This is a genomic window from Adhaeribacter aerolatus, from assembly GCF_007991635.1.
GTDB classification, from domain to species: domain Bacteria; phylum Bacteroidota; class Bacteroidia; order Cytophagales; family Hymenobacteraceae; genus Adhaeribacter; species Adhaeribacter aerolatus.
The window spans coordinates 1-24,727 of record NZ_BJYS01000003.1 but is presented as its reverse complement, the minus strand read 5'-3'; the positions used below and the strand labels follow the sequence as shown (position 1 = coordinate 24,727).

Annotated in this window: 18 protein-coding genes; 9 read left to right on the top strand and 9 right to left on the bottom strand. The window is 45.7% G+C overall.

Annotated elements, in window-relative coordinates; translation table 11 throughout:
• Positions 1 to 460: 460 nt before the first annotated feature.
• A complete protein-coding gene (locus AAE02nite_RS03005; protein WP_246150754.1) occupies positions 461 to 1,567 on the bottom strand; it encodes a hypothetical protein in 1,107 nt (368 codons plus the stop codon).
• Between the two features lie 235 nt (positions 1,568 to 1,802).
• Positions 1,803 to 2,396, bottom strand: a complete 594-nt coding sequence (cysC, locus tag AAE02nite_RS03000; RefSeq protein ID WP_218033437.1) for an adenylyl-sulfate kinase — start codon at positions 2,394 to 2,396, stop codon at positions 1,803 to 1,805.
• 243 nt (positions 2,397 to 2,639) lie between these two features.
• On the opposite strand from cysC, the gene AAE02nite_RS02995 reads away from it, so the two are divergent.
• The 3 genes from AAE02nite_RS02995 to AAE02nite_RS02985 all read left to right on the top strand — a co-directional run bounded on the left by AAE02nite_RS02995 (position 2,640) and on the right by AAE02nite_RS02985 (position 6,265).
• Positions 2,640 to 3,833, top strand: a complete 1,194-nt coding sequence (locus AAE02nite_RS02995; protein WP_246150753.1) for a PQQ-dependent sugar dehydrogenase — start codon at positions 2,640 to 2,642, stop codon at positions 3,831 to 3,833.
• 224 nt (positions 3,834 to 4,057) lie between these two features.
• Positions 4,058 to 4,966, top strand: a complete 909-nt coding sequence (locus tag AAE02nite_RS02990; protein ID WP_146894970.1) for an ROK family protein — start codon at positions 4,058 to 4,060, stop codon at positions 4,964 to 4,966.
• A gap of 72 nt (positions 4,967 to 5,038) precedes the next feature.
• Positions 5,039 to 6,265 (top strand): MFS transporter, encoded by a 1,227-nt coding sequence (locus tag AAE02nite_RS02985; protein WP_146894969.1) that lies wholly within the window; start codon positions 5,039 to 5,041, stop codon positions 6,263 to 6,265.
• A 510-nt stretch (positions 6,266 to 6,775) separates the two neighbouring features.
• Here the strand turns inward: AAE02nite_RS02985 and AAE02nite_RS02980 are convergent.
• On the bottom strand, positions 6,776 to 7,057 hold the full coding sequence (locus AAE02nite_RS02980) for a hypothetical protein (RefSeq protein WP_146894968.1): 282 nt from the start codon (positions 7,055 to 7,057) through the stop codon (positions 6,776 to 6,778).
• A gap of 535 nt (positions 7,058 to 7,592) precedes the next feature.
• Here AAE02nite_RS02980 and AAE02nite_RS02975 point away from each other — a divergent pair.
• The gene (locus AAE02nite_RS02975) at positions 7,593 to 7,916 is read left to right on the top strand and encodes a hypothetical protein (RefSeq protein ID WP_146894967.1); all 324 of its coding nucleotides are present in this window, start codon (positions 7,593 to 7,595) and stop codon (positions 7,914 to 7,916) included.
• A gap of 305 nt (positions 7,917 to 8,221) precedes the next feature.
• Positions 8,222 to 8,788, top strand: a complete 567-nt coding sequence (locus AAE02nite_RS02970; protein ID WP_146894966.1) for a hypothetical protein — start codon at positions 8,222 to 8,224, stop codon at positions 8,786 to 8,788.
• Positions 8,789 to 9,115: 327 nt separating this feature from the next.
• Here the strand turns inward: AAE02nite_RS02970 and AAE02nite_RS02965 are convergent, their stop codons facing one another.
• Positions 9,116 to 11,005: a beta-N-acetylhexosaminidase gene (locus AAE02nite_RS02965; RefSeq protein WP_146894965.1), complete on the bottom strand. Its 1,890-nt coding sequence runs from the start codon at positions 11,003 to 11,005 to the stop codon at positions 9,116 to 9,118.
• 1,003 nt (positions 11,006 to 12,008) lie between these two features.
• Positions 12,009 to 12,590: a hypothetical protein gene (locus tag AAE02nite_RS02960; RefSeq protein ID WP_146894964.1), complete on the bottom strand. Its 582-nt coding sequence runs from the start codon at positions 12,588 to 12,590 to the stop codon at positions 12,009 to 12,011.
• Positions 12,591 to 12,800: 210 nt separating this feature from the next.
• On the opposite strand from AAE02nite_RS02960, the gene AAE02nite_RS26830 reads away from it, so the two are divergent.
• The gene (locus AAE02nite_RS26830) at positions 12,801 to 12,929 is read left to right on the top strand and encodes a hypothetical protein (protein WP_262713444.1); all 129 of its coding nucleotides are present in this window, start codon (positions 12,801 to 12,803) and stop codon (positions 12,927 to 12,929) included.
• Positions 12,930 to 12,993: 64 nt separating this feature from the next.
• Positions 12,994 to 16,401, top strand: a complete 3,408-nt coding sequence (locus AAE02nite_RS02955) for a DEAD/DEAH box helicase (protein WP_146894963.1) — start codon at positions 12,994 to 12,996, stop codon at positions 16,399 to 16,401.
• A gap of 231 nt (positions 16,402 to 16,632) precedes the next feature.
• On the opposite strand, the gene AAE02nite_RS02950 is transcribed toward AAE02nite_RS02955, so the two are convergent.
• The 3 genes from AAE02nite_RS02950 to AAE02nite_RS02940 form a co-directional block, all read right to left on the bottom strand.
• Positions 16,633 to 18,327, bottom strand: a complete 1,695-nt coding sequence (locus AAE02nite_RS02950) for a hypothetical protein (RefSeq protein WP_146894962.1) — start codon at positions 18,325 to 18,327, stop codon at positions 16,633 to 16,635.
• A gap of 362 nt (positions 18,328 to 18,689) precedes the next feature.
• Entirely contained in the window at positions 18,690 to 19,958 is a 1,269-nt protein-coding gene (locus tag AAE02nite_RS02945; RefSeq protein WP_146894961.1) for an HlyD family efflux transporter periplasmic adaptor subunit, read from the bottom strand.
• A gap of 53 nt (positions 19,959 to 20,011) precedes the next feature.
• Positions 20,012 to 20,329: a hypothetical protein gene (locus AAE02nite_RS02940; RefSeq protein ID WP_146894960.1), complete on the bottom strand. Its 318-nt coding sequence runs from the start codon at positions 20,327 to 20,329 to the stop codon at positions 20,012 to 20,014.
• Between the two features lie 817 nt (positions 20,330 to 21,146).
• On the opposite strand from AAE02nite_RS02940, the gene AAE02nite_RS02935 reads away from it, so the two are divergent.
• Positions 21,147 to 21,776 (top strand): hypothetical protein, encoded by a 630-nt coding sequence (locus AAE02nite_RS02935; protein WP_146894959.1) that lies wholly within the window; start codon positions 21,147 to 21,149, stop codon positions 21,774 to 21,776.
• Between the two features lie 156 nt (positions 21,777 to 21,932).
• A complete protein-coding gene (locus AAE02nite_RS02930) occupies positions 21,933 to 22,496 on the top strand; it encodes an REP-associated tyrosine transposase (RefSeq protein ID WP_146894958.1) in 564 nt (187 codons plus the stop codon).
• 276 nt (positions 22,497 to 22,772) lie between these two features.
• Here the strand turns inward: AAE02nite_RS02930 and AAE02nite_RS02925 are convergent, their stop codons facing one another.
• A complete protein-coding gene (locus AAE02nite_RS02925) occupies positions 22,773 to 24,509 on the bottom strand; it encodes a DUF4091 domain-containing protein (protein WP_170252508.1) in 1,737 nt (578 codons plus the stop codon).
• Positions 24,510 to 24,727 lie beyond the last annotated feature (218 nt).

Sequence of the window (24,727 nt, the reverse complement as noted above, 5' to 3'; positions counted from 1 at the left end):
AATATTCTACGCCAGTGTTATTCCAATAGTACTTAGTAGATCCTCTGACAGCACCGCAACTGGCTTTCCTAATCCTGTCATTATTTAAAATCCGAAAAATTCAAAAAATATTCCGAAAAGCTTAAAAAACAGGTAATAACCAGTGAAGCTGTTTAGCATTTTTTTATTGGAAAGAACCGTTGCCCTTGCTGCGTGCTTTCACCAGCAAGTAGCTTGGGAGGAACTTTATAATTGGCGGTGACACCACCACCAATGGCACTAGATTCTGCTTAAAACGGTAATACGGAACGGCTTCAGAGCCTGGTATTTGCTTATAACGCTTTCTTGGTAGAAGATTTCTCAGGAATGATTGGGAAGCAAGTGATTTATATTTTCATATATGGCTGCTCTTTAATTCTAGCGGGGCCTTGATTCTGCATAAAACAAAAGCGCCTGCGGATATTTGCAGGCGCTTTCTTTTTTACTGGTACTGAATGTAAAGTGGTTTGGGGTTAAGCTTTAAAACATCTTCGGGTGCCATAATGCGCCAGCCGGGTTTCCGCTTGTCATTTTTATAGAAGATTTTAAATCCGGTGTATTGTACCGGTTCTTTTTGAATATATGCGCGGTAAGTATCTTTTTTAAGTGTCTGGTTACCCCAGCCATCCATGTGCATCACAATCTGGTACCGGGGGTCTAGTTTAATATTTTTATAATTGGTAATCATGCGCTGGGTAAACCGGTGCACAATCAGCAACTTGGGCGGTATCTGGTATTTATCAACCATACTGGCCAAAAAAGAGGTAGCGTAATTAATATCAGCCGCATCGTAAGAACCAACACGGCGCCCGGGTACGCCGTTACTTTTCATGGCAAATTCCGCATCAATGCCTAAATGTACATTAGGCAGTTTCAGAAACGGTTCTAGCCGGGGTATTTCTTCCTGCAACGTGCTGCGGCCGATTTGTAAATCCAGAAAAACGATAGCATCTTTTTGTTCAGCCCAGCCAATTACCTTTTCAGCCACATGGTCCGACATCCGGAGCCGGTATTTGTCTCCTTTGCCAGGTTGCCCCTGGGCCGTAACCACAATCACGTGAAAAGCGGGTTGTACCGGCGTACTTGGATCTGCTTTTTCCCAGGCCGCTACTTCTTTATCTAATTGGGCAAACATTTGCTCGGGTTCCAATTCACCCAAAATACCCATCCGTTTCGACAGCGGATTACCATAAAAAGCAATTATGCGTTTTTCGGGTAGAATAGCGCCGGGCAAAGCCTTTGGCATTTTTACCGGCCAGCCCGGTGGGTCTTTGGCTACGGTTTCGGTTTTAGCCGCCGTTTCCGGGGCAGGTTTTGCCGGTTCGGCCTTCGCTAAAGTATCGGTGGCGGGTGGCGCCGCTTTTATGGCTGTATCAGGTAAAACTATCGGCTTTTTTACTTCCGAAGCTTCAGCCGGGGTTAGAACCGGCTTTTGTTTTGTTTGGCAACTGCTGTTAAAGAGTAATGCCGGAAGCAGCAGGTACAAACTCCAGGATAATTTACCGGAAAATAAACCGGCAGACGATGCGCTTTTAAAAAGATGAATCACGAAAAATAAGGTAAAAAATGAAAACTAAGGGGGTAAATTAAGGAGAACAATCTGAAGGCCCAAAATATAAAGCACTTATTTAAACCGGCCGCTTGCAGAATTATAACCATGATTTAGGCATAAAATAACTAAACCAACGCTGTTTGCCTTTCCGGCGGGTTTTTACCTGCTATTGGTTTAACAGAAGATGCGGCAAAGGCAGCTATCTAACTGTTGGGCATAAGTGCTGATAATTTTAGATTTTGATCCGCGGCAGTAAAGCCTCCAGTAGCTGATTGCTGCAGTCTTCTTCCGAGTGGTAGCTGGTATATAATTGTAACCACGGAAACCGGGGCGGCTCATACGGAAAATCTACTCCCGATAAATTGGTAATGCCGCCGCGCAAAGCCCGCCCGTACATATTTTTCCCATCGCGTTGCACGCAAACCTCTAAAGGGCAATTGGCATAAACTTCCAGAAACTGGCTGGTCCCGATTATATCGCGGGCAATATTCCGGAGCCGTTCCGACGCGCTGATAAAGGTGCAAATAGTTATAATATTGCTTTCCAAAAAAAGTTTGGCCACTTCGGCGCAACGCCGGATGTTTTCTTCCTGATCAGTATCGGTGAAACCTAAATCTTTGGTGAGGCCGTTGCGCAGGTAATCCCCATCGAGCCATTGGGTAAAATAGCCTTTTGCCAGCAGGGCCTCCTCCAGATTACTGGCCAAGGTGCTTTTGCCCGAAGCCGGTAAGCCGGTAATCCAAATGGCCACGGCCCGTTGATTTAGAAATTCGCGTTTCTGGTCGCTTACCCGGTAATTGTGGAATGTATGCTTTATTTGGTCCAATTTAATTTTGGATTTTGTTTCGGATTTTCTGTACGTAGTTTTCCGGGAAACGTAACAGTAGAAAATAATAAATACGATTAATGCCTAATATTTAACCGTTTATACCCATTTGAAAACGGCTCCCGATTATCAGCGGCATACTTATAATTTATGCTTTAACTGGTTTTGTAAGCAATGACGCTGCCTGGCCGTATTTGTAGGCAGCGGGTCATCAACTGTAATTTAAATTAACAACCTTATTTTATGAAAATGCCTTTCATTATATCTCTACTGAACCTGGTCTTGCTGCTGGCCGGTTGCGATTTATCGGATTCCCAGCAAGACAGCAACAACGGCAATACGCCACCGGGCAAATACGAACTGGTTGCCGCTTTTCCGAACTTAACGGTAGAACAGCCGGTAGAACTAACCAGCCCGAACGATGGTACCGACCGTATTTTTGTGGTGGCCCAAAAAGGAAAGATTCATGTTTTCCAGAATAAGTCCGATGTTAACAGTGCGCCGGTATTCCTGGATATTTCGAACCGGGTGGTAGAAGGGGGCGAACGGGGTTTGCTGGGATTGGCCTTTCATCCGGATTATAAATCCAACGGCTATTTTTACGTGAACTACACCGGTGGCAGCCCCTTGCAAACTTTTATTTCGCGGTTTAAAGTAAGTGCCGGTAACCCCAACCAGGCCGACCCCGGCAGCGAAGAAATATTGCTGCGCTTTAATCAGCCTTATGCTAACCACAACGGCGGCAAAGTTACGTTTGGCAACGACGGCTATTTATATATTGCGGTGGGCGATGGCGGCAGTGGCGGCGACCCCCAGAATTATGCGCAAAACCGGAAAGAACTATTGGGCAAAGTGCTCCGCATCGACGTAAACAAAACCGAAGGTAACCAGAAGTACGCCATCCCGAACGATAATCCTTTTAAAGGCAATACTGAGGGTAATCGTCCGGAAATATTTGCTTATGGTTTGCGTAATCCCTGGCGCATGAATTTCGACCGGGTAACCGGTACTTTGTGGGCCGGCGATGTAGGCCAGAATAAAATAGAAGAGGTAAGTATTATTCAGAAAGGCGGTAACTACGGCTGGAAAATAATGGAAGGTGATGCCTGTTTTGAAGCGCAGAATTGCGATAAAACAAACCTGCAGGAGCCGATTTATGCCTATCAGCAGGGTAGCGATACCGGTCGTTCTATTACCGGCGGCTACGTGGTACGCGACAAGAACCTGCCGGGCCTGGAAGGAAAATATATTTACGGCGATTTTGTGACGGGCAACATCTGGGCCTTAACTTTTGCAAATAACAAAGCTGTAAAAAACGAACTGGTAACGAAGCTGGACAACGGCCTTTCGTCGTTTGGCGAAGACAGCAAAAACGGCATTTATGTGTTGGCTTATGGTTCCGGCAAAATTTACAAGTTCAGTCCGGTACAAGAATAAATATTTGTTTTTGAAGGTGCTCCTGCCGCGGTATAGTGGCAGGAGTTTTTTTGTGCCTTCCGGGTGATAGAAGAGCCAGTAAAGAATATTCATTTATATATTTAAATTTTTATCTTTAGCACCAAAATTTTGGCGCCAATTACCGGAACGGTAAGTTTAAATTCTTCTGATTAGGCAGGAGGTTTAAACGCTTGAGACTTTAATATTTACCAGACTATTATGATATGCAACTATTGTGGGGAATTGATTTAGGTGGCACCAAAATAGAAGGCGTGGTGCTGGAAGCGGGGCCATCGTTTAAAGTACTCAACCGCTTACGATTACCGACCGAAGCCGACCAGGGGTATGAACATATAATAAACCAGATAGCCAACCTGGTAAATAAACTGGCCACCGAAACCAGCGAGCGGCCTACCCAAATAGGGATTGGCACGCCGGGTTCCCTCGACCCGGCTACCCAACTGCTCAAAAACAGCAATACCATCTGCCTGAACAAAAAACCGTTGAAAGCCGATTTGGAAGCTGCTTTGGGCTTATCCGTTATTATCAGCAACGATGCCAACTGTTTTGCCTTAGCCGAAACCTTATTAGGCATTGTGCCGGAGGTAACGCCGGGCGCCGAAGTAGTAGTGGGCTTAATTTTAGGAACGGGTGTCGGCAGCGGTATTGTGGTAAACGGCAAAGTACTACAGGGCCGGCAAGGCATTGCGGGCGAATGGGGACATAACTTCTTAGACGAATCGGGCGGGCCTTGTTACTGCGGCCGGGTAGGTTGCGTGGAAACTATTTTGTCGGGGCCGGCGCTGCAACGCTATTATACCAGCCTCAGCGGCGAAAAGCTTACTTTAAAAGAAATTGTGGCCCGGGCCGAGGCCGGTACCGATGCACATGCACAAAGCACAGTGGCGCGTTTGATAGATTTTTTTGGCCGGGGAGTGGCCGTGCTGGTAAATATTCTGGATCCGGATGCCATTGTTATTGGCGGCGGGGTTGGTAATATTCCGTTGCTTTATTCCGAAGGGGCGGCATCGGTGAAAAAATATGTTTTCAATTTAAAGCCGGATATTTCTCTTTTAAAGCCCAAACTCGGCGACAGTGGCGGTGTTTTTGGCGCAGCCATGCTAACTGCTTAAATTTAATACTACTTTAAATAATTACCTTAATAGCTACTTTTATTTATACCTGATAAACCGGTTAAAACCCCAATGACCCAGCCATCAAAATTCCGGCAACTGCTTAAAGTACCGGTAATTGTAGCCACTCTTGGCTATTTCGTTGATATTTATGACTTGTTACTGTTTAGCATTGTCCGGGTGCCGAGCCTGAAATACCTGGGGGTACCCGAAGGGATATTGCTGGAGGAGGGCATTTACCTGATAAATATGCAAATGGCCGGCATGCTGGTTGGAGGCGTATTGTGGGGGGTGTTGGGCGATAAACGGGGCCGGTTGTCGGTGTTGTTTGGGTCTATTTTGCTTTACTCGTTGGCTAATATTGCCAACGGCTTTGTAACCACCGTCGATCAGTACGCTATTTTGCGGTTTATTGCGGGCATTGGGCTAGCCGGCGAATTGGGCGCAGGTATAACCCTGGTAGCTGAAATATTACCGAAAGAAATCCGGGGTTACGGTACTTCTTTGGTAGCATCCGTAGGGGTGTTGGGAGCGGTGCTGGCCTATTTTGTCGCTGATTTATTTGACTGGCAGATTGCCTATTTTATTGGTGGTGGTTTAGGTTTGTTGCTGCTGCTGTTGCGGGTAAGTGTGTTCGAATCGGGTATTTTTAAAACCGTAAAAGAAATGCCCGTAAGCCGGGGCAACTTCTTCCAGCTTTTTTCTTCGGGGAAGCAGTTTATGAAATACCTGCGCTGTATCTTAATTGGTTTGCCTATCTGGTATGTTATTGGCATCCTCATCACCTTTTCGCCGGAGTTTGGAGTAGCCTTGGGTGTACAGGAACCCATTGTGGCTGGCCGGGCCATTATGTTTGCTTACATCGGCTTATCGCTCGGCGACTTTTCCAGCGGGTTCTTTAGCCAGTATGTGGGTAGCCGGAAAAAAATTGTGCTGGCCTTTATTTTGTTAACCAGTTTGTTTATCCTCATTTATTTGTTTGTGCCGATACAAACAGTAGGTTTATTTTATACCGTTTGTTTGTGCCTGGGTTTTGCCATTGGCTACTGGGCCTTGTTTGTAACCATTGCTGCCGAGCAGTTTGGTACCAACTTAAGGGCCACCGTGGCAACCACCGTCCCCAATTTTGTGCGGGGCAGCGTTAATATTATAACCCCGCTTTTTCTGACTTTACGAAGCGAATACGGTATAATCCAGGGAGCCGGCATGGTTGGTTTGCTTACAATAGTTATTGCGTTGCTGGCACTCTGGAAGCTTTCCGAAACTTTTGGCAAAGACCTTAATTTTTTGGAAGAGTAAACAGCAGAGACTTATACTAATAGTCATAACCATTATTTCACAAAAAATCTGTTCCTGCCGTTAACTTAGCTTTTCTGTTTGCTGGCTTTCGCCTGAGTTGCGGATTTTTATCTTGGATGGCATTAACCCTTCCGCCCTCCGGGCACCTTCCCTGAATCAGGGAAGGAGTTCGGCCGAACCGGAACATTATGGAATCGCTTTGTTGAGAAAGTTTATTCATTTATAATTGAGCTTAGAAAGGCAGTAACTACAGGCAACTGACAGCAGATTGGACAGCGAGGGCCTTTCAGCCGGGAGGCTTCTTAGGTTCCTGCTATGAGTTAGCGCCTGTGCATTGAAAGATGTAACCTTTCAAAAGAAGAACATCAGATATTGTGATTGACACACTCCAGGCAAATAAAACATCAAACAATTTACCGAATACTTTTTAGAAGAGTTGGTATTGTAGACCTTTCCTGCTGTTTGATAGATAGAGCGGTATGAGTTGAAAGCTAGACGGCTAACCGTTATTTAGATGTTGTAACAGCAGTTTTCCAGGTAAACCGAAACTTCAGATTCCGGAATTATTTTATAAGTGGTGTCGAGCGTATCGTTCTCTTCGTTAAAAGAAGTTGTCTGTAATAAGTACAATCCTGAGCTTGTTTTGTAAACTGAAAAAGTAGAAGGTATAAAAGACGGGTTATTTAAAAAATCATCGCATTCCAGCACACCAACTGCCAGTTGATCAAACAAATCAATTTTTAGTTTGCGTCCGCACTCTGTTACTACTAATCCGGTATAATCAAAATTCATGAGTTATATTATTAACCTATTTTATGAAAAATATTATAATAATGGTATTTTACTTATATTAGTTGTCTTAAAATATTGGTTTTAATATTAAGATAATATTTAATAATTATGCTTTTATAGTTAGTTATTGAGTAAAAATAAAGAACTTATCAAAGAAACCTAATTTTTTAAAATAAAATTTTTTTTAGATTTAGGTAAGATTTGCTGGAACAGAGGTAATCGTTTAAAGCTCAGGTGATTGGCTGCCATGTTAAAAATCAGGTAGAACAATAAATAGATGAGAGGATGGGTTAATAGGATATAAGGATTACAAGGGGTAACCGGCGTAAAAAGGAATACTGCCCACAAAGGTGTATATAAAGGGTTTGGAAATAGCGTTTGGTCGCTTAAAGGGGTTTGTTCATCGAAATTTTATTTTTTTAAGGCTTTATTTTTCCCATATTTATGAAAAATAAAAAGTAGGGTACTTATATGGAGTGGACGAAATTTATAGATCCGTTAGAATCTGGTTGTAGAGAGGTTTATTTTTGGTTTAATGTTATACAGCGATAAGTACAATAATCCGCAACAAATTACGATTGATTATAAGTCGATTTTGGCTCGCCTATACAAAACAATAGCGGTTTACGAGACTGCCTATCCGGAGGTGGCTGTTCTTAAAAAGGAAATAAATTCAATTTACTTTAATATATTTTTATCGGATGCCCACCTGTGTCATTTGCAGAAGATTTGTAAACTGCTAGATAAAAGAAAAGACGACTCCTCCCTTATTAACTTGTTGCACGAGGCTTACTGCACCGACCTGGAATTATTCAAAAGAGGTGCTTCCATTAACCAGAACGCTGACATTTATTTTTAAAGACAGGTTTCTACCCGCCGGTTTCTCCTTTCTGAAGAAGTTGTCCTAAAAGTCACCACTTTATACTTGCTCAATATTATTTAAAGCTTTAAAGCAGTTGGTTGTACAAATAGTCTAATTTTTTGTTTGTATAATATAATAAATAAAGTTAGCTTTATTATGGGCTAACTACTACCAAGGGGCAAGGTTATCTGAATTTTAGCATCTAGAATTCCTGTTCCTACAGGTAAGCGTAGTGGGATTTTATTACCAGCCTGCCCGAATGCTTTTCTGTTAGAAATACGAATATTTATGTTAAAGCCGCTATGAAAACAGCCAAAATTCTCTGGTTATTTCTTTTGCTATGCTTACCTGGCATCGGGTTTACTTCACCACCTGGTATAAAATTAGCCAAAGCAAAAGTACAACTGGTAGGGGGGCGCGCAGTATTCGGATATTTATTCTCCCTGAATGATTCGAGTCTTGAATTGAGCCGGAGCAGTAGGGTTATGAACTTAAACCCAGCAGGCATGAACAACCAGCAACTAGCGGTAAAAGATATTGCGGGTATAAAACTCCGGAAAGGCCATGCAGTTACCAGCGGTGGTGTTTTAGGCGGACTAAGTGGTTTGCTGCTGGGCGGCATCATCGGCAGTATTGCCTACCAACCCTGTGACGCTACGCCCGGCTTCCTTGGCTTGAGCGAATGCTCATTTACAATTATCGACCAAACGGGTGCCACCTTAATTGGGGCGGGGTTAGGTGTCCTTACGGGTAGTGGTATTGGAATACTCATTGGCCACCGGAGTAAAAACTTTCAGATTAGTGGCAGCCAGCGCTTATATGAACAAAACAAAGGTAAATTAGCGGCTTATCTTCCCAAAGTAAATTAACGGTAAACAGCTTTATTCAAATGCTGCAAGGCCGGTTAATCATTCGTCCGTTGGTAGCCCGCGCCGGGTGTTTTCCCCGGTAAATTATGAGGCAAAGCTATGATTTTAATGCACTTAACACTGTACTTCTGACCAATTAGTAGTTTTTCTAGTCCTTTGTTTCGGCAAACGATAAGCTGGTTTTCGCTGTTTCGGGAATATTTGCACCGGCGAACACTTATAAGATATTCTTCCGAAGCCTGTATTGCAACCTCCTAGAGTGAGGATAACAAAAAGGGGTAAAGTGCTTTTTCACCCTTTACCCCTATAGCGCAGGTTTTAATAATATTATTCTTTCTTGCCGGTTAAATCCTGTTCGCTGATAGCACGGGAGGTTACTTTGCCTATTTGCTCCTTATTCCGGAAAGTGGCTGCTTTTACCATGGTGGGGTTATTAATTTTAAAGGGTATGGTATACTGCAAAGCTTCCAAAGTAGGTTCGGTGCCATCCAGGGTGTAGAATATTTTAGAATCGTGGCTGCCGTTTTTTAAAGAAACCGTCACATTTTTGGCTTCAGTGTCGGGCGCTACTTCCAGAAAAACGTTGTGGGCGCTTTTGGCATAATTAATACCGGCCGCATCATACCGTTGGTACTGGGTTTCCATTCTTCTTTTAAAGCTATCCCAGTTTTTCAGGTTAGCCGGCGTCCAGGCTACTTCGGCCAGCGCCGCGGCCCTTGGGAATGTCATGTATTCTGCTTTTTCGGGGGTATGAATGTATTCGGCCCAGACATTGCCTTGCGTACCAATAATATATTTGGCTTCTTCGGGCGTTAACTCGGCCGGCGTGGGTTCGTAAGAATATACTTTTTCCAGCAGCAGCATACCGCCAATGGCTTTCGGTTCCAGCGCCCGGTCGCCTTGGTAATAATCTAAATAAAGGAAAGAATTAGGCGACATCACCACATTATGACGTTCTTTAGCAGCCGCAATACCCCCTTTAACACCGCGCCACGACATAACCGCCGCATTGGGCGCCAGACCACCTTCCAGTATTTCGTCCCAGCCAATAATATTTTTGTTTTTAGTCAACAGAAATTTTTCAATCCGCTTGATAAAATAACTCTGCAGTTCGTGCTCGTCTTTTAAATTTTCGGCCTTGATGCGGGCCTGGCATTTGGCGCAGGCTTTCCAGCGGTCTTTGGGCGCTTCGTCGCCGCCAATATGAATGATGGGACTCGGAAACAGCGCGGTTACCTCAGTTAAAACATCTTCCAGGAAAGCAAACGTCTGGTCGTTGCCGGCGCAGTAAATATCTTTCTGAATGCCCCATTGCAGCGGCATTTTAAACGGCCCGCCCGTGCACGACAGCTCCGGATAGGCTGCCAGTACAGCCAGCGTATGGCCGGGCATTTCTACTTCGGGTACCACGGTTATGTAACGGGCACTGGCGTAAGCTACCACCTCTTTAATCTGCTCCTGGGTGTAATAGCCGCTGTGGGGCCGGTAATCAATCTGGTCGCGGTTACCTACCTGGGTACCTTCGCGATTGGAGGCAATCTGGGTTAAACGCGGGTGTTTTTTTATCTCGATGCGCCAGCCATGGTCTTCGGTTAAGTGCCAGTGAAAGGTGTTCAGCTTGTGTATCGCCATGTAATCGAGATACTTTTTAATAAACTCGACCGGGTAGAAATAGCGGCCTACATCCAGCATCAGGCCGCGCCAGCTATACCGGGGCTGATCCTGAATATCTACCGCCGGAATAGCAACGGCAGCTTTACCGACTACCGCCTCGGGGCCGGCCGGCAGCAACTGGTAAATGGTTTGTAAACCGTAAAACAGACCGTGCCCGTGCGATGCCCGCACCACGATGTTTTCCGGCCGCACCACTAAAGAGTAAGCTTCTTTCTCCAGCGGTGTGCCGACTGGTTGTTTGGTTAAAACAATGGCATTTTTGCTTTTAAGCTGGTTGGCCTTTTCCGTTACGCTTAGGGCAAAGCCGGTGGTGCTCTTTAACTGATCGGCCAGCATACCGGCCAGCAGTTTCAACTCCGGATCCTGCGAGTCGATGTAAATTTTGGTTTTAGGGGTAAGCTGGAAATTGCCGGGCAACTGTTTTAAACTTACCGGCTGGGGAATAATAGCGAGCTGGTTGGTAGGGGCAGGCGTTTGGGCCCCGACCAGGGTGGTAAAAAAAATACAAAGCCAGAATAGCAATAGGGTACGTACACGCATCATATCTGAATTATTTTGGTTTTAATTATTTTACTAATTAGTTAGTTGGTAAATAAATTTAGGCAGGGTAAATATTATAGTTGCAAGATAAGCATCTGGCTGTTCTTTCAAAATATTATTTGGATACCAGCGTTATAACCGCTAAAGTTTAGGGTATGCTTAAAAATTGATAGCCAGGTTTACTTTGCTTAAGCCCGGCAGAAACATAATGGGGACTGAATGAATATTGCCGGATGTACCAACGTCCTTAAAAAGCAATTTCTGGCAGAGAGAATCATCTTACACCAATTTTCTTAAATAATATGGCATAAATGCTACCATGTTTTATTTGTCTCTCTTTTGAAAGATTCCATCTTTCGATGGTCAGATGCTAACTGATTGCCAAAGCCTAAGAAGCCTCCCGGCCGGCGGGCCCCGTTTGGCCATGCGGGATGCTCATCTTTCCTTTGCTCGTACCTCGCAATGCTACGCACCGGAAAGTTGAAAGGCCCTCATCGCCCAAACTGCTGTCAATTGCCTGTCGCTACTGCTTTACTAGTCTCAAATAATCATTTATCAAAACAGGATTATAAACTTTATCTTCATCGCTAATCGGCGACGTTCTGGTTCGGCCTAGTTCCTTCCCTAATTTAGGGAAGGTGCCCGGAGGGCGGAAGGGTTAATCACATCCAGGAGAAAAGCAAGTACCCACCGCATTGGCGAATGCTAACGAACAGAAAAAGGGTTAATAAATATTAACCTGGAATGAATTAAAATCACCTTAAGTTTAAACTAATACTTAACCAGATATTTATGAAATACGCTTAATTCGGAATGGGATTAAATATTGGCTCCCTGCCAGAAAATGCTTTTTATAATGTTTAGGGCTAGCCTTTGAAATAAATTGTTTCCGGGATTTATCCTGACAGGTTCCCCGCTGCCTAGCTTTTAGCACCAGACCTTTATCGGCAATTAGGCCAAACCAAAGCGCTGCCAGATGAGCGCTTTGGTTTGGTCGCCGTTAGCCTTACCAGTTAGCCGGCCAAAAGGTAGTATAAGAAGTTGCCTGCGGTTCGAACCGGATGATGAGGTTGGTTTGGCCATTACTACCGGGTTGCAGGGTGTAATAGTAGGTTTCGGGTTTGAGGTCTTTCTTTTCCGTTTTATTATCGTAGTTCTGGTAAGCCGAGGCACAGCCTTTGTAGAATCCCCGGGCCCGCCCTTCCGTGGGGGTAAAGGTAAAAGACTGGTTATCTTCGTTAAATTGCACGGTGCCTTTCTTGTAAACAAAAGTTTCGGTGCGGCAGCCGTAAGAAGTACCGCCGGCTACGAGGTAAAATTCGCATTTGCCGTCGGGTTTAAAATCGAAGGCCAGGCCCGCCTCAAAGGCATTGCCGGTATAGCTGCCGTTGTAATCCCAGAACTCGCTCATCGAAAATTGCCCCGCCGTCCATTTCCGGGCTAATTCAGTTGGTACTTCGTGCTTCGGTTCCGGCGCCGGATCGTCGTCATCAAATAAAAAACAACCTGGTAGCAGCACGCTCATGAGCAGTAACAAAGAGGCAAATAATCCTTTATGCAGGAGAGAAGGTTGATTTAAAGCTTTCATAGTTTTTAGGAGGTAATGGGTTGATAATTATGTAATTGTCTGGTAAATATTGGGGTGAAGGTAATTGCGATAGTGGTGCCTGCGCAATTTTAATAAGTTAAGTATGCCTTTTCGGGCTTTGAATGCGGGAAATTTACCTTTGGGCGAAACGGCTGCCGGTGTAAAAAAGAAGCAGCTTTTTTAAATATATGAATTGATAGTCAGATAGATATGTCTGAATATTTAGCTAGGCAAAGGCAAATAAACGGCACTTTCGTAGTTTTACCCAAGGGGCAGTTAGATGATAGCCGCGCTTTCCGGCTCGTGGTAACAGCCACTTCGCTTGCGGTAGTTGGTTAAAACAATTACTTTCTCCGCCAAAGCAAAAAGTTTCTGTTTAACTTCGGCAGCGAAACCAGGAAAGATGCCCGAAAAAGATCCCGGAACCCTAAACACCGCGAGCACCAATGCCCACGCCACGGATTACCTGCTGGCGGTAAGCGCGCTCGCGGAGGTGAATTATAACTTTATTTTACAACACACGGCCGCCGAGGCAGTCTCCTATATTGGCTCGTCGTACGATATTTTCCCGGCCTATTTGCAACTGAATCAGGGTTTGTTCACGAGTGCGGGCGGCGGCCAGCGGCCGGAAGTAAAGGTGGTGCAGTTTCCTACGGGTTTATGGCTTTCCTGTGCCTGCACCCGGCCTAAAAATTACTTATGCGAACACCAGGCCCAGGTATTGCAGGCCCTGCTAACCCGGCCCGACTTCCGGGTGTTTTTCGATGCCGAATTGCGCCGGAACAAAATATTACCCGTGGCCCAGGATTACGGCCTGGCCGCCGAAAAAAACCTGGACAAATATTTCGACCTGGAATATGCGAACAAAAATATTACCATAAAGCCGCGGCTAAAAGAGTTGCTGCCGGTGAACCCCGCCACCCAGGCTATTTTGCAGGAACAATTATTGCCCCAGCCCAAACCACCGGTACCGCCGCGCACCGTGGCAACTACCCCGGACAAAACCTACATTGTGGTTATCGCGGAGCATAAATATTACAAGCATTTGTACCTGGAACTTTACCAGGCGGGGGTTACGGCTGGCGGCAAACTAAAAAATCCCTTACAGCAAATTAACCCCGCCGACCTTATTTGGCTCACCGAAAACCCCGAAGAACTTAAATTCTTTACGGCTATAACTAAGTTTCAGCGCAGCTACGAGGCCGAACCGGGCGAGGCGGATTTGGCGGCTTTGAAGGCACTGGTTAGAAATCCGCTGGGCTTTAAATTTTACCAGCACAATCCTAATAATAACCGGGCTTCGGGCAATTTTACGGCTAGTTCGCTGGTGCCGGTGGCGGTGCAAAGTTTGCCGGTAAACCTGGTGCTGGACGTGGTGGTGAAAGATAATTTTTACGAGATTACCGGCACCCTAACCCTCCTGGACCAGCCCTACGATTTGCAACACCTGGCGGTGCAGCACGAATATTTTATCCAGGTTAAGAAAAATTTGTATTTGCTGGATAACCCCGATTTGCTCCGGATTATCCGGTTTTTCAAAAAGCACAACCACAAAATATTAATCCACGAATCTAAGTTTGCCGAGTTCCGGGAAACGGTGCTGGCCAGCCTCGAAAGTAAAATAAAGGTAAATTACGCTTACCTAAAACCAGCTACGCCGAAGCAAATAGTCGATTTTGGCCTGGCCGAAACCCGGGAAGGAATCATTTATTTATCGGAGTCGGAGGATTTTATTTTGCTGACGCCGGTAATGAAGTACGGCCCCCTGGAAATACCGGTGCTCACGCACAAGCAAATTTACGGCACCGATGCCCGGGGCCAGGCCTTTACGCTGGCCCGCGACGAGGAAGCCGAACACAACCTGGTGGCCGACATTTTGAAGCAGCACCCGTTTTTTTACGAACAACTCCACCAAGATTGCTTTTACCTGCACCGTGACCGCTTCCTGGAAGAGGGTTGGTTTCTGGATGCCTTCGAGGCCTGGCACCAGGCAAATATTACCGTGCTGGGTTTTAAAGACTTGAAAAATAACCGCCTCAACCCGCACAAAGCCAAAATCAGCATCCAGGTTACAAGCGGCATTAACTGGTTCGACACCACCGTTAAAGTAAAGTTTGGGCAGCAGCAGGCCTCGCTCAAATACCTGCACCAGGCCATCCGGAACAAAAGCAAGTTTGTGCAGCTCGGCGACGGCACCCAGGGTTTGTTGCCCCAGGAATGGCTGGAAAAATTTGCCCGTTATTTGGCGGTGGGCGAAGTAGCCGGCGAACACATCCGGACACCCAAAATAAATTATTCGGTAATAACGGAGCTGTACGAAGACGAAGTGCTGAGCCAGGAAGTGCAAACCGAACTAATACAGTACCGCCAGAAGCTGGCCAACTTTAAAGCCTTGCCCGAAGCCGAAGTGCCCGCCGGCCTGCACGCCACCTTACGCGGTTACCAGAAACAAGGCCTGAACTGGCTTTCTTTCCTGGACGAATTTAACTTTGGCGGCTGTCTCGCCGACGACATGGGTTTGGGTAAAACCATCCAGGTATTAGCTTTTTTATTGGCGCAGCGCGGACGGGTTAAACAAAACACCAACCTGGTGGTGGTACCTACTTCTTTGCTATTTAACTGGCAGGACGAAGTAGCCAAATTTGCTCCTTCGCTTAAAATATTAACGGTTTACGGCGCCACCCGCATAAAAAATATTGCCGAGCTAAACCAATACGAAATTGTGCTGACCTCTTACGGCACGCTGCTGTCGGATATCCGGGTGCTGAAGGAATATCCGTTTAATTACATTATCCTCGACGAATCGCAGAATATTAAGAACCCGGAAACCGAGCGGTACCGGGCGGTGCGCTTGCTGCAAGCGCGGAACAAACTGGTGCTGACGGGTACGCCCATCGAGAACAACACCTTCGATTTGTACGGGCAGTTGTCGTTTGCCTGTCCCGGTTTGCTGGGCAACAAGCGCTATTTCCGCGACCATTATTCCACGCCCATCGATAAGTTTAAGGATAGCCGCCGGGCCGCCGAACTACAGCAAAAGGTAAGCCCCTTCGTATTACGGCGCACCAAAGAGCAGGTGGCCCCCGAACTGCCCGACAAAACCGAAATGGTGATCTATTGCGAAATGGGGGCGGAGCAGCGCCGCGTATACGATGCCGCCGAGCGGGAAATCCGCGATTTTATATCGGCGCAAGGCGATGGCGAAGTGCTGAAAAACAGCATGCACGTGCTCACCGGCCTTACCCAACTGCGTCAAATCTGCAACTCCCCGGCCTTGCTCACCGGCGGCGACTATAGCCTGGCTTCCTCGGCCAAAATAGAAACTTTGCTGGAGCAAATCCAAAGCAAAGCGCCGCACCACAAAATACTGGTGTTCTCGCAGTTTGTAACCATGCTGGAGCTCATAAAAAAAGAATTAAGCGCCCGGCACATTCCGTTTGCCCTGCTTACCGGCCAAACCCGGGACCGGGCCGCGGCGGTTAACCAGTTCCAGGATGACGCTAACGTACGGGTGTTTTTAATTAGTTTAAAAGCCGGCGGCACCGGCCTTAATTTAACCCGTGCCGATTACGTGTACCTTGTAGACCCCTGGTGGAACCCCGCCGTCGAAAACCAGGCCATCGACCGGGTGTACCGCATCGGGCAGGAAAAACATGTAGTAGCCGTCCGCCTCATCTGCCCCAATACTGTGGAAGAAAAAATTCAGAAGCTGCAGGAAAGTAAGAAGGCGTTGGTGAAAGATTTAGTTAAAACGGATAACGTTTTGCTGAAATCACTATCGAAGAGGGATTTATTGGGGTTGTTTAAGTAATTTGGGATAATTTAATTACGCCAATCATAGATTAGCTTCCGGTAAGTGCGTAGAGTGCTGCGCTAACTCTACGCACAACTGAGGGCGATTTTCATGTGCCTCTGTACAACCGAATGCGTTAGGGCTTCTGCGCCGTGGTGCTTCACCATTCGTCGATTCGGCTCTGCGTTCTAAGGAACGTCAGTCACCATCAGGGGCGCTTGAATACTTATCAATACGGCAGCCTGGCGACTATTCAAGCCATTGCAGGAGCTTCCAGGCTATAGACTGGGTATACACAGGCTGGGATGGATCGCGCCATAAGTAACTTATCAAATTATCCAAGGTGGAGAGTCGGAAGGCTATTTGTGCGGATGGGGACAGATCTACGCCGAGCGCGCTTTTTGTTGCCCATTCGGCGCCCTTGTCGATACCTGTTCCAACCAAAACACCGATACCGAACGAGCCAAGAACCAAACCAGCCTCGGTCAAACTCACGGTCGACAATGTCAATGCGCCTGTGCCCCCGACCGAGCCGAACAAAGTTCCGCCAAATGTCGCACCGGCTGATGCAAACGAGGTCGCATCGACCACGGCATCAAACCATTGCCCTGTCGCAACATCTTCGTAAAACGAATTTGCTGTCAACGGAGCTGTGGCCAAGGAACCAGTGGTGCCAAAAAAGCGCCCCGCGTTCATGAGCCGTGGTGCCGCCGCCCGGGCGGCCGGACTGCCAAGGATACCGCCGACCCGCATTATTGTTGGCGAATTCAGAAAAGATCCCGCTGCGAGCGCACCCCCGCCAGCGATTTCGAGCGAGCCGCCCGAAATACTTAGAGTCTTGAGTGTCTGATTTTGCTGGTGAGTGCCGCCGTAGATGAGTGCCGCTCCCGAAGCGACTCCCAAGGCACCCATTACAGCGCCGGACCTCCATCTGGGCAGCTCGTAGAGCGCTTGGATTGAGTCGGTCCTAAGCGTTGGCAAATCGTTGTGCGTGGCCACGCTACTGCTCAAAAAGGCGTCTCGGGCGGCAGGGGCCGATGCGTCCCTGCCCCAGATATTGTCGTAGATGCCCTTGGGAAGGTCGTTCGATGGCAGGTTTCCAGCTGGAATCTTCAGGAATTTACGTACTTCGACTTCGTTCCTATTCGCTGACACAGCGTATTTCGTCTGTTGTATCATGTGCCCTGGGGCTTTCTCAGCCAGATCAAACGCGGTTTTCCCTGTATAGAGATTGAGTGATCCTGGCAGTGGGTTGCCAAGAGGATCTCTTGGCAAAAAGATATTACGCACAGCCTGGTTTACAACAGACCCTGCCAACGACACACTAACGCCAAGAGAGTCTTTAGCAGGCAGGGTTGGGGGCCGATACGGCTCGACTGTGTGAGGTGCTGATGGAGGTGAATCCAAGGGTAGCGGCTCCTGGGCTGTAACTTCTACCGTGTCTGAGAGATTGATCGTGGTGAGTATTCCGTATTTGTCATACGGGGCACCGTTAATTATATAGAAAGGTTCCCCAGCGTCATCTATATTGGCAGCTATTCTCTGGGCCAGCGCATCCGGCCTATTCACCAGCCTCTCTGGTCCTCGTCTGAAGTCTGTTCTGCCGGTAAGTTCGTAATACAAAGCAGCTCCAGCTTCCCTTGACAAAGTAGCTACGCTTGACAAACTTGGCGAATATGCTATTAGTTGACCGCCTGGACCGATAGCCAGTCCATAATTCCTGAGCTCCTCTTTGAACTTCTCATTGTCGCGGTACTCCGGTGCGACTGTATACTCCGTAAAATTAGGGGATAAGGAAGGGTAAGAGCCGATTGTCCAACCTCTGTCCTTGGGGTCTTTGTTTAACATGTGATTATTCCTCCTTGAGTTATTTCGTCGGTTGTCCGATTTCCAGTTGATGCGGCCAGGGAAATATAGATTGTTCCAAAACGCCTGCCCGTCCAAACCAACGAGTTTCCTTGGCCCGCGGCTCACGGGAGCCATGCGACAGCCGCGCGTCGCCGGCTCCGTCATACTGGGACAACCAGCGAATGAACCATAGTCCGGTACGACCGCGCGACAACCGAGATCGGGAGCTACTCCACTCGTACCGCATCAACCGCGCCCCGCCGGATTTCCAGCGTCGGATAGGTGTAACCAAACCATGGTGCCCGCGATCGTGAATACTCATCAGGATGTGCCAAGATTGGTAGTGCAGAACTTTTGGAACGGGCCATAAAATCGTAGCTGCACTGCGAACGGCACTAAGCAAATGACTAAGGCATAGCTTGACTTTCGACTGCGTGTGGTTTTGCGCCTCTTATTGTTCAACTATCAAGCACAAACACTTCGCCTGCCGCCAAAATGAAAACCTGCATATTGTCGTAGTCGAAATTGTAGCCGAGTGGGAAAAGAGGGCCTTTGCCGGCTTTGTCGGTGTTCTTGTGCTTGGCGATTACCTCCCACTGGTCGTCCTCGCCTTCGCTGCGGACGGCCACGATTTCAGCATCGATTTTCACAGGTAAGCTTGGTACGCCGAACAGATTTGACTCAACATGGAGCACGGAACCAATCGAGATCAGTCCGCGGCAAACAACCTTTGCCACGATGAGGAGGTCGTCATTGTTTTCCACGCGAAAGACAGGCTCGCCCGGACTGACCACATCGCCTGGATTTTTGTAGACGCCAGTGACAATGCCGTTAATGGGCGACAGAAGGATTGTGTTCAAATAAGCGACCTGTAACTGGTTGATATCGGCATCCATTGCCGCCACTTCATTTTTGTATACCTCCTCCAGGCGGTCCAGGTAATGGCTTTGCAGGAAGTGGGAGATGATCTGGTCAATCATCATATTCTGGTCCCGGTCATTGCGCATATCCTCTTCGATAAACGGCATCCTAAAATCATACCCAAAGTTTTCGATTGTCTGACGTTCGATAGCGCCAGCTGACTCAATATCCTTGACTAATTGTTTCTTAACATCACCTTTGTGATCAGCGCTCGAAGTAGTTTCTTTTTCATTGACTACTGTCGTCTTTGTCTCAATGGGTGCTTCATGCCTAAACGCAAAAATATGAGTAGTCGTGCTTGCTACCACATCGCCTAAACCCCGCCTGGGAATTGACCGCGTATATTCGTTGAGGAGCGTGTCACATCGCTGCTGGGAGCGAAGCTGAAGGTTCGCTAGCCGGCCGCTTTTAACGGCAGCATTTGCCTTCAAAAGGGAAGCAATCTCAGTGACCTTCCCATATTTGGTGATGAACGCGTTCTCTCGTGCAATAACCGCCTTGTTCAAAGCCGCCTTAATGGGTTCCGCCCGCAGCGCTGCCAGAGCCGGGGGGCGGGTACCCTCCAACTTACTTTTGGTTTTGGTCAGAAAATCGATACTGTCAGAATTCAACTCCAGACGACCTGTATTCCCCGAGAGGGTTTTGGCGGCCCGGAACGCATCGTAGAGATTGTCTAAATTAAAGGCAGATACCTTTGTGCCTAGCTCGGCAAAGGAACCACCAAGAATACCTCCGACCTCGAAACAAAGATGTGACACCTGGAATGGTCGCACGGTTAGGGAAAGGGGTTTTGCAGGTTCTGCCATAATAGTCTTATTTTAATTATTCATTAAGTTTGCTCTGGTACGGGGTCTGCTTGTCATTTGATCAGGCAACAAACAGTGGATTCTTTTTTGCAGGAGGCAAAGACGCGGGAGATTTCATTAAGAGGGATTGTGACGAATTCGCCGCGATTAAGCGTTCCTATATCTTCTTCGGGGCCCGATGCCGTCTGCGTTCCCAAGGAAATGGGTTCGCCGAAAAGGTCGTTGTGAATATGAAGCAGGAGTTGCTTCTCAAATACGATGTTTTTCTTAATGCCGAAGGAGCCCCAAAGATTCATCGTCCCACGAACCTTGATTTCATAACTAGGCTCGGTCCAACGGTTGTACATGATGCCTGATGATGATGTGCGCATAATACGGCTCTATTAAAGGATTTTACGGGAGCAGCGCAGCAAGACTGCCCAAAGTTTAAACATTCTTTTTAATGATCGGAACGTTTTGAAGTTGCACGATTATGTTTATCTTATAACAAAAGAGAAAAGATAATTAATGGCAAATACTTTCACATTTTTCGCCTCGATTCTACTGCTCCGTTATTATAACCTATCCAATCCGCGCGCAAGCAGCACAACAAAATATTCTCCTACCAGTATCAACATTAAGAGGAATTTACAATATATTATTGTATAATGCAAATCAAAATTGGAATTTTTCATTAATTGATAGAAATAAATTTATTTTGCAAGGCCCACTTGATAAATGAAATTTCTAAACAAGTGCAACATAGAACATAACGAGCTTCTGGATTCGTAGCGCTTACTCAATTTTAGGAAAGCCAATCTCCGATTGGCGGAATAAGAAAAAGAAAAACTAATCTGTTCTATAAACAGCTGGCGTACCTAACGCTTTGGCCGAAAAATGCAAAGTCATTCTGTTTAAATTGAAGAAGGAAATATTTTGCCACATTTACAACAGCTGATAGGGGCTGGGCTTGGTAATTTTATTCTTTAGCTACGCCAATCAGAGATTGGCTTTCCGGAAAGTGCGTAGAGCGCTACGCTAACTCTACACACAGCGTTGGTAAGGTTTGGTTAATAGGAATACGCCATTAAAAATTGGTTTTCTGTAATGTGCGTAGAGCTTTGTGCTAACCCTTTACATTGCTAGAATCTTTATTAACTTAAGGTTTGATTTTAAACTAATAATTTACTAATATTTTATTGCTCCAAGATGCAGGAACGTGATTTTAGAATATCTAGAAATAAATTGAAATTGGTGACAACATTCTTGGTTGTTTTACCATTAATACCAATTTTTATTTATTTATTAAATTTTTTCGATACTAGTCTTTCTGATAACCCTTCTGATTGGGGAACTTTCGGTGATTTCTTTGGTGGTATTTTGAATAGTTATTTTTCTTTATTGACATTATTGATTACAATCTATATTGCTTATGAAATATCAAATTTAGAGGAAAAAAGAAATGAAAGAAATTTAAGCTTTGAAAGAAGGAAGTTATTAACCGAATTAAGGGAAAGCGAATTCAGAAGAATTGGTAGCGAATTAAGAAAGTTAGGTGATTTGGGAGAAGAATCAGGGCGAGGAAAAATATTACAAAATGTCTATTCCCAAGTTCAATTCTATGGTTTTATTAATAAACACTTATTTCCATTTTTGAGTGAGCCAGTGTTTACAAGTTTGGAGGGTTCTATTGGTTGGTATTCAATATATTATAATGAAAATAGAGATTTATCCGGAAAAGGTGTCGCATTTTTGAGTTTAAATTGCTTAAAACATATATTAGAGTTTTCTGAAAAAACCCAACAATACATTTTGTCTGAAATGGATAATACAAATTAAATCTTATCTAAATAACTTAATCAAGTAAAAACCTTTGTCATGCGCAGCGCTTTCGTTATGCGTAGAGTTAGCGTAGCGCTCTACGCATTTTCTGGAAAGCCAATCTCTGATTGGCGTAATCCGTAATACAAACAAACCATCTGCCTGCCAATTCCCATGCAGCTGACGCCAAGACCCTACAGTTTCAACAATCCCGAAGGTATTTATTTTGTCACGATTACGGTAGTGTTCTGGCTGGATGTGTTTGTGCGCGCCCGGTATAAAGAGATGTTTGTGGAAAGCTTGAACTTCTGCATTAAAAACAAAGGTTTACAGGTACATGCCTGGTGCCTCATGAGCAGCCATGCTCATTTAATTATTTCGGCGCAACAACCCGGAAAGATTAATTTATCGGACATTATCCGGGATTTGAAAAAGTTTACGGCTGCCCAAATTGTCCGGGAAATAGAAGCTGGTCCGGAAAGCCGGCAGGAATGGTTACTGGATAAGTTTCGGTTTGCCGCGGGTAAAAACAGCCGCAATACGCAGTACCAGTTCTGGCAGCAAAACAACCACGCCGAGGAATTACTGACAAATCATTTTACCGAGCAAAAGCTACAATATATTCACCAGAATCCGGTGCAGGAAGGTTGGGTAGATGAAGCGCAACATTACCTGTACAGCAGCGCGCGGGATTACAGCGGCTTGCCGGGGTTGGTACCGATAACTTTTATTGACTGAATCTTTTATTACGCCAATCAGCCATTGGCTTTCCGGAAAGTGTGTAGAGCGCTACGCTAACTCTACGCACAACGAAAGCGCGGTTACAGCGGCTTGCCGGGGTTGGTACCCATTACGTTTTTGGATTAGTTACCCCAATCAGCTTTTGGCTTTATATTACCTGACAAATGCCTCTGAAAATGCAACAACCTTAAGCGCTCAACCATCTTAAATTGTCTGAAGCAGCCATTTGTCCTGGATAAGGCTTTCCGGAGCATGCTATCTCCTTTCCTTAAATTATAGATTATTAAGAACCTGCTGCGCCTGGGTAAGCATCGGCCCGGCGGGTTGGGTTTTTAAGGCATCTATTTCAAATCCTGCTAAGATAGTATCGAGCTGTTGAAGCTTTTTAGGTTGATCTTTCCGCTTGAATTCTTCTTTCAGGATTCTGATCTTTTCAAAATCCTCAATCCCTTCTATCAACCTTTCGAAGCGAATGGAAGATCTGTTCTGCGGATATATAAAATAAGTATCTCCGGAAGACCACTTCCCAAAACGGCTGTCCTGCAAGGGGTTTTGGGGCCAGCTGTTGAACGCCCACCGCAAATAGCCGTCATAGCCTTTGTTGGCGGCATGCCAGGCCAGCCACGCAGATTCCGCAAGCGGTGAAAAAGTAAAGGTATTCGGAAATCCCTCCGCACAACAGGTATAAAAAGTTGTTATTGAACCGGCCTTTTTCCTGGCCTGCATCGTTTTTTCATCTATTTTTTGATTGGAGGCAACACAATAATCAAAAAGGTCTTTCTCAATTTCAGGATGATAATTTCCGGCAAGTGATATTTTAAAATCTTTGTCAGCACCTTTTATGACAGCAATCGCTTTTTGCATAGCCACCATCGGACGTTCATCCATGGCAATCGTAGTTTTATTAAACCACCCTTTTTTCTTAAGATGCTTAGCAAAATCAGCCAGCATGGGCTGCCAATGGGCATTATATTCCGGCGTACCCGGCTCTGCAACCAAGACAGTTTCTTTGCCTAATGCTTCATCATAGTAGTAAAACTTAAGATTCCAAGGGATCATGCTATAGCATTCGATTACCCGGTCTATCCCCAGAGCCATCATATAGGAAACCCACTTATCAAATATGGTATAATCATAGCTCCAGGAACCATTCTTCTTCCTGGTCCACTTAATCATGGAGCTATAAACATCATAAGTCTGGCTATTCCAAGGGTCATGAATAAGCGTGGTGGTAATAACTTTTTGTCCGGCATTGGCCAGCGATTCCATGTAAGGCTTCATCACTTTCAGGTGGTCGTCTGACCATTTTTCAACCTGGTGCATCCGGGCAATAGCATCTGGGTTCTGCCAAAGATCAAGGTGGTATTGCCATTGCTTTGGCGCTGGTAAAGTACGATTAATAACTTCTACGGAATAATCTAAATTACCCAGAATTTCGTTTTTCCCCTCTATTACCCTAACAGCGCCTTTATACACACCAGCAGGAGCATCAGCGGGAATTGAAATACTCAACCACACCGGCTGCGTGGTATTAGCTGCAATAGGAGAAGCTTTCGCGTTATCTATCACATCTGCCTCCAAACTTGGCTCAAGATTAGACGGGATGCCACAGCCAACACCCTTTTCATTTAATCCATCTACCATAACGTAGCGCAAAAAGCTTGCTTTTATTTTTCCGGCAGGTATTTTATTTTGCTTAGAACCCTTCAAATCACTAACGAACAAGCTGGTATTTTTAAGTGGTTTGGTTGTCCATATCAGAATCTGCGTATGTACTTTTTCTCCTTTCCAGGCTTTGGTTTGCCAATTAGTTAAAACGGGCGATACGGCTGGAACATTGCTTTTAGCATAACGGTTATCAGGAGAAGCAAAACTGACATAGGTACCGGTTTTCACCTGCTTCCACAATTCTTCATTCTTTGGTTTGGGGTCCGGCAACTCCTGGTAGGCGGTTTGAGCAAATGAAATAGTGGTGTATAACGTACAAAATAAAAGGAACAAATTATTCATAACAGATCTACTAATCAGGTGGAATTTACTTGATGATGTCATTTCACTTTTTGTATTTATCTTGAACGACCGCTACGACATTGCCTTTCTTGCTGGCAGAATAAGTGTTTTGCTGTAAGATCGACTCCTTCTCGCCAGTAGGAAGAAAAAGAATAAATTAAAATATAGCTTTTTACTCAAATTATATTGCTTGAAAGATGGGAGGCTGCAAGAGAAGT

What these genes read in the sequence shown, in the direction of transcription:
- AAE02nite_RS02990 (WP_146894970.1), top strand. Translation starts at nt 4,058, where the DNA reads ATGCAACTATTGTGGGGAATTGATTTAGGTGGCACCAAAATAGAAGGC.
- AAE02nite_RS02975 (WP_146894967.1), top strand. Translation starts at nt 7,593, where the DNA reads ATGTTATACAGCGATAAGTACAATAATCCGCAACAAATTACGATTGAT.
- AAE02nite_RS26830 (WP_262713444.1), top strand. Translation starts at nt 12,801, where the DNA reads ATGTCTGAATATTTAGCTAGGCAAAGGCAAATAAACGGCACTTTCGTA.
- AAE02nite_RS02980 (WP_146894968.1), bottom strand. Translation starts at nt 7,057, where the DNA reads ATGAATTTTGATTATACCGGATTAGTAGTAACAGAGTGCGGACGCAAA.
- AAE02nite_RS02955 (WP_146894963.1), top strand. Translation starts at nt 12,994, where the DNA reads ATGCCCGAAAAAGATCCCGGAACCCTAAACACCGCGAGCACCAATGCC.
- AAE02nite_RS02970 (WP_146894966.1), top strand. Translation starts at nt 8,222, where the DNA reads ATGAAAACAGCCAAAATTCTCTGGTTATTTCTTTTGCTATGCTTACCT.
- AAE02nite_RS02935 (WP_146894959.1), top strand. Translation starts at nt 21,147, where the DNA reads ATGCAGGAACGTGATTTTAGAATATCTAGAAATAAATTGAAATTGGTG.
- AAE02nite_RS02925 (WP_170252508.1), bottom strand. Translation starts at nt 24,509, where the DNA reads ATGAATAATTTGTTCCTTTTATTTTGTACGTTATACACCACTATTTCA.
- AAE02nite_RS02965 (WP_146894965.1), bottom strand. Translation starts at nt 11,005, where the DNA reads ATGATGCGTGTACGTACCCTATTGCTATTCTGGCTTTGTATTTTTTTT.
- AAE02nite_RS02930 (WP_146894958.1), top strand. Translation starts at nt 21,933, where the DNA reads ATGCAGCTGACGCCAAGACCCTACAGTTTCAACAATCCCGAAGGTATT.
- AAE02nite_RS02985 (WP_146894969.1), top strand. Translation starts at nt 5,039, where the DNA reads ATGACCCAGCCATCAAAATTCCGGCAACTGCTTAAAGTACCGGTAATT.
- AAE02nite_RS02995 (WP_246150753.1), top strand. Translation starts at nt 2,640, where the DNA reads ATGAAAATGCCTTTCATTATATCTCTACTGAACCTGGTCTTGCTGCTG.
- AAE02nite_RS02940 (WP_146894960.1), bottom strand. Translation starts at nt 20,329, where the DNA reads ATGCGCACATCATCATCAGGCATCATGTACAACCGTTGGACCGAGCCT.
- AAE02nite_RS02945 (WP_146894961.1), bottom strand. Translation starts at nt 19,958, where the DNA reads ATGGCAGAACCTGCAAAACCCCTTTCCCTAACCGTGCGACCATTCCAG.
- AAE02nite_RS02960 (WP_146894964.1), bottom strand. Translation starts at nt 12,590, where the DNA reads ATGAAAGCTTTAAATCAACCTTCTCTCCTGCATAAAGGATTATTTGCC.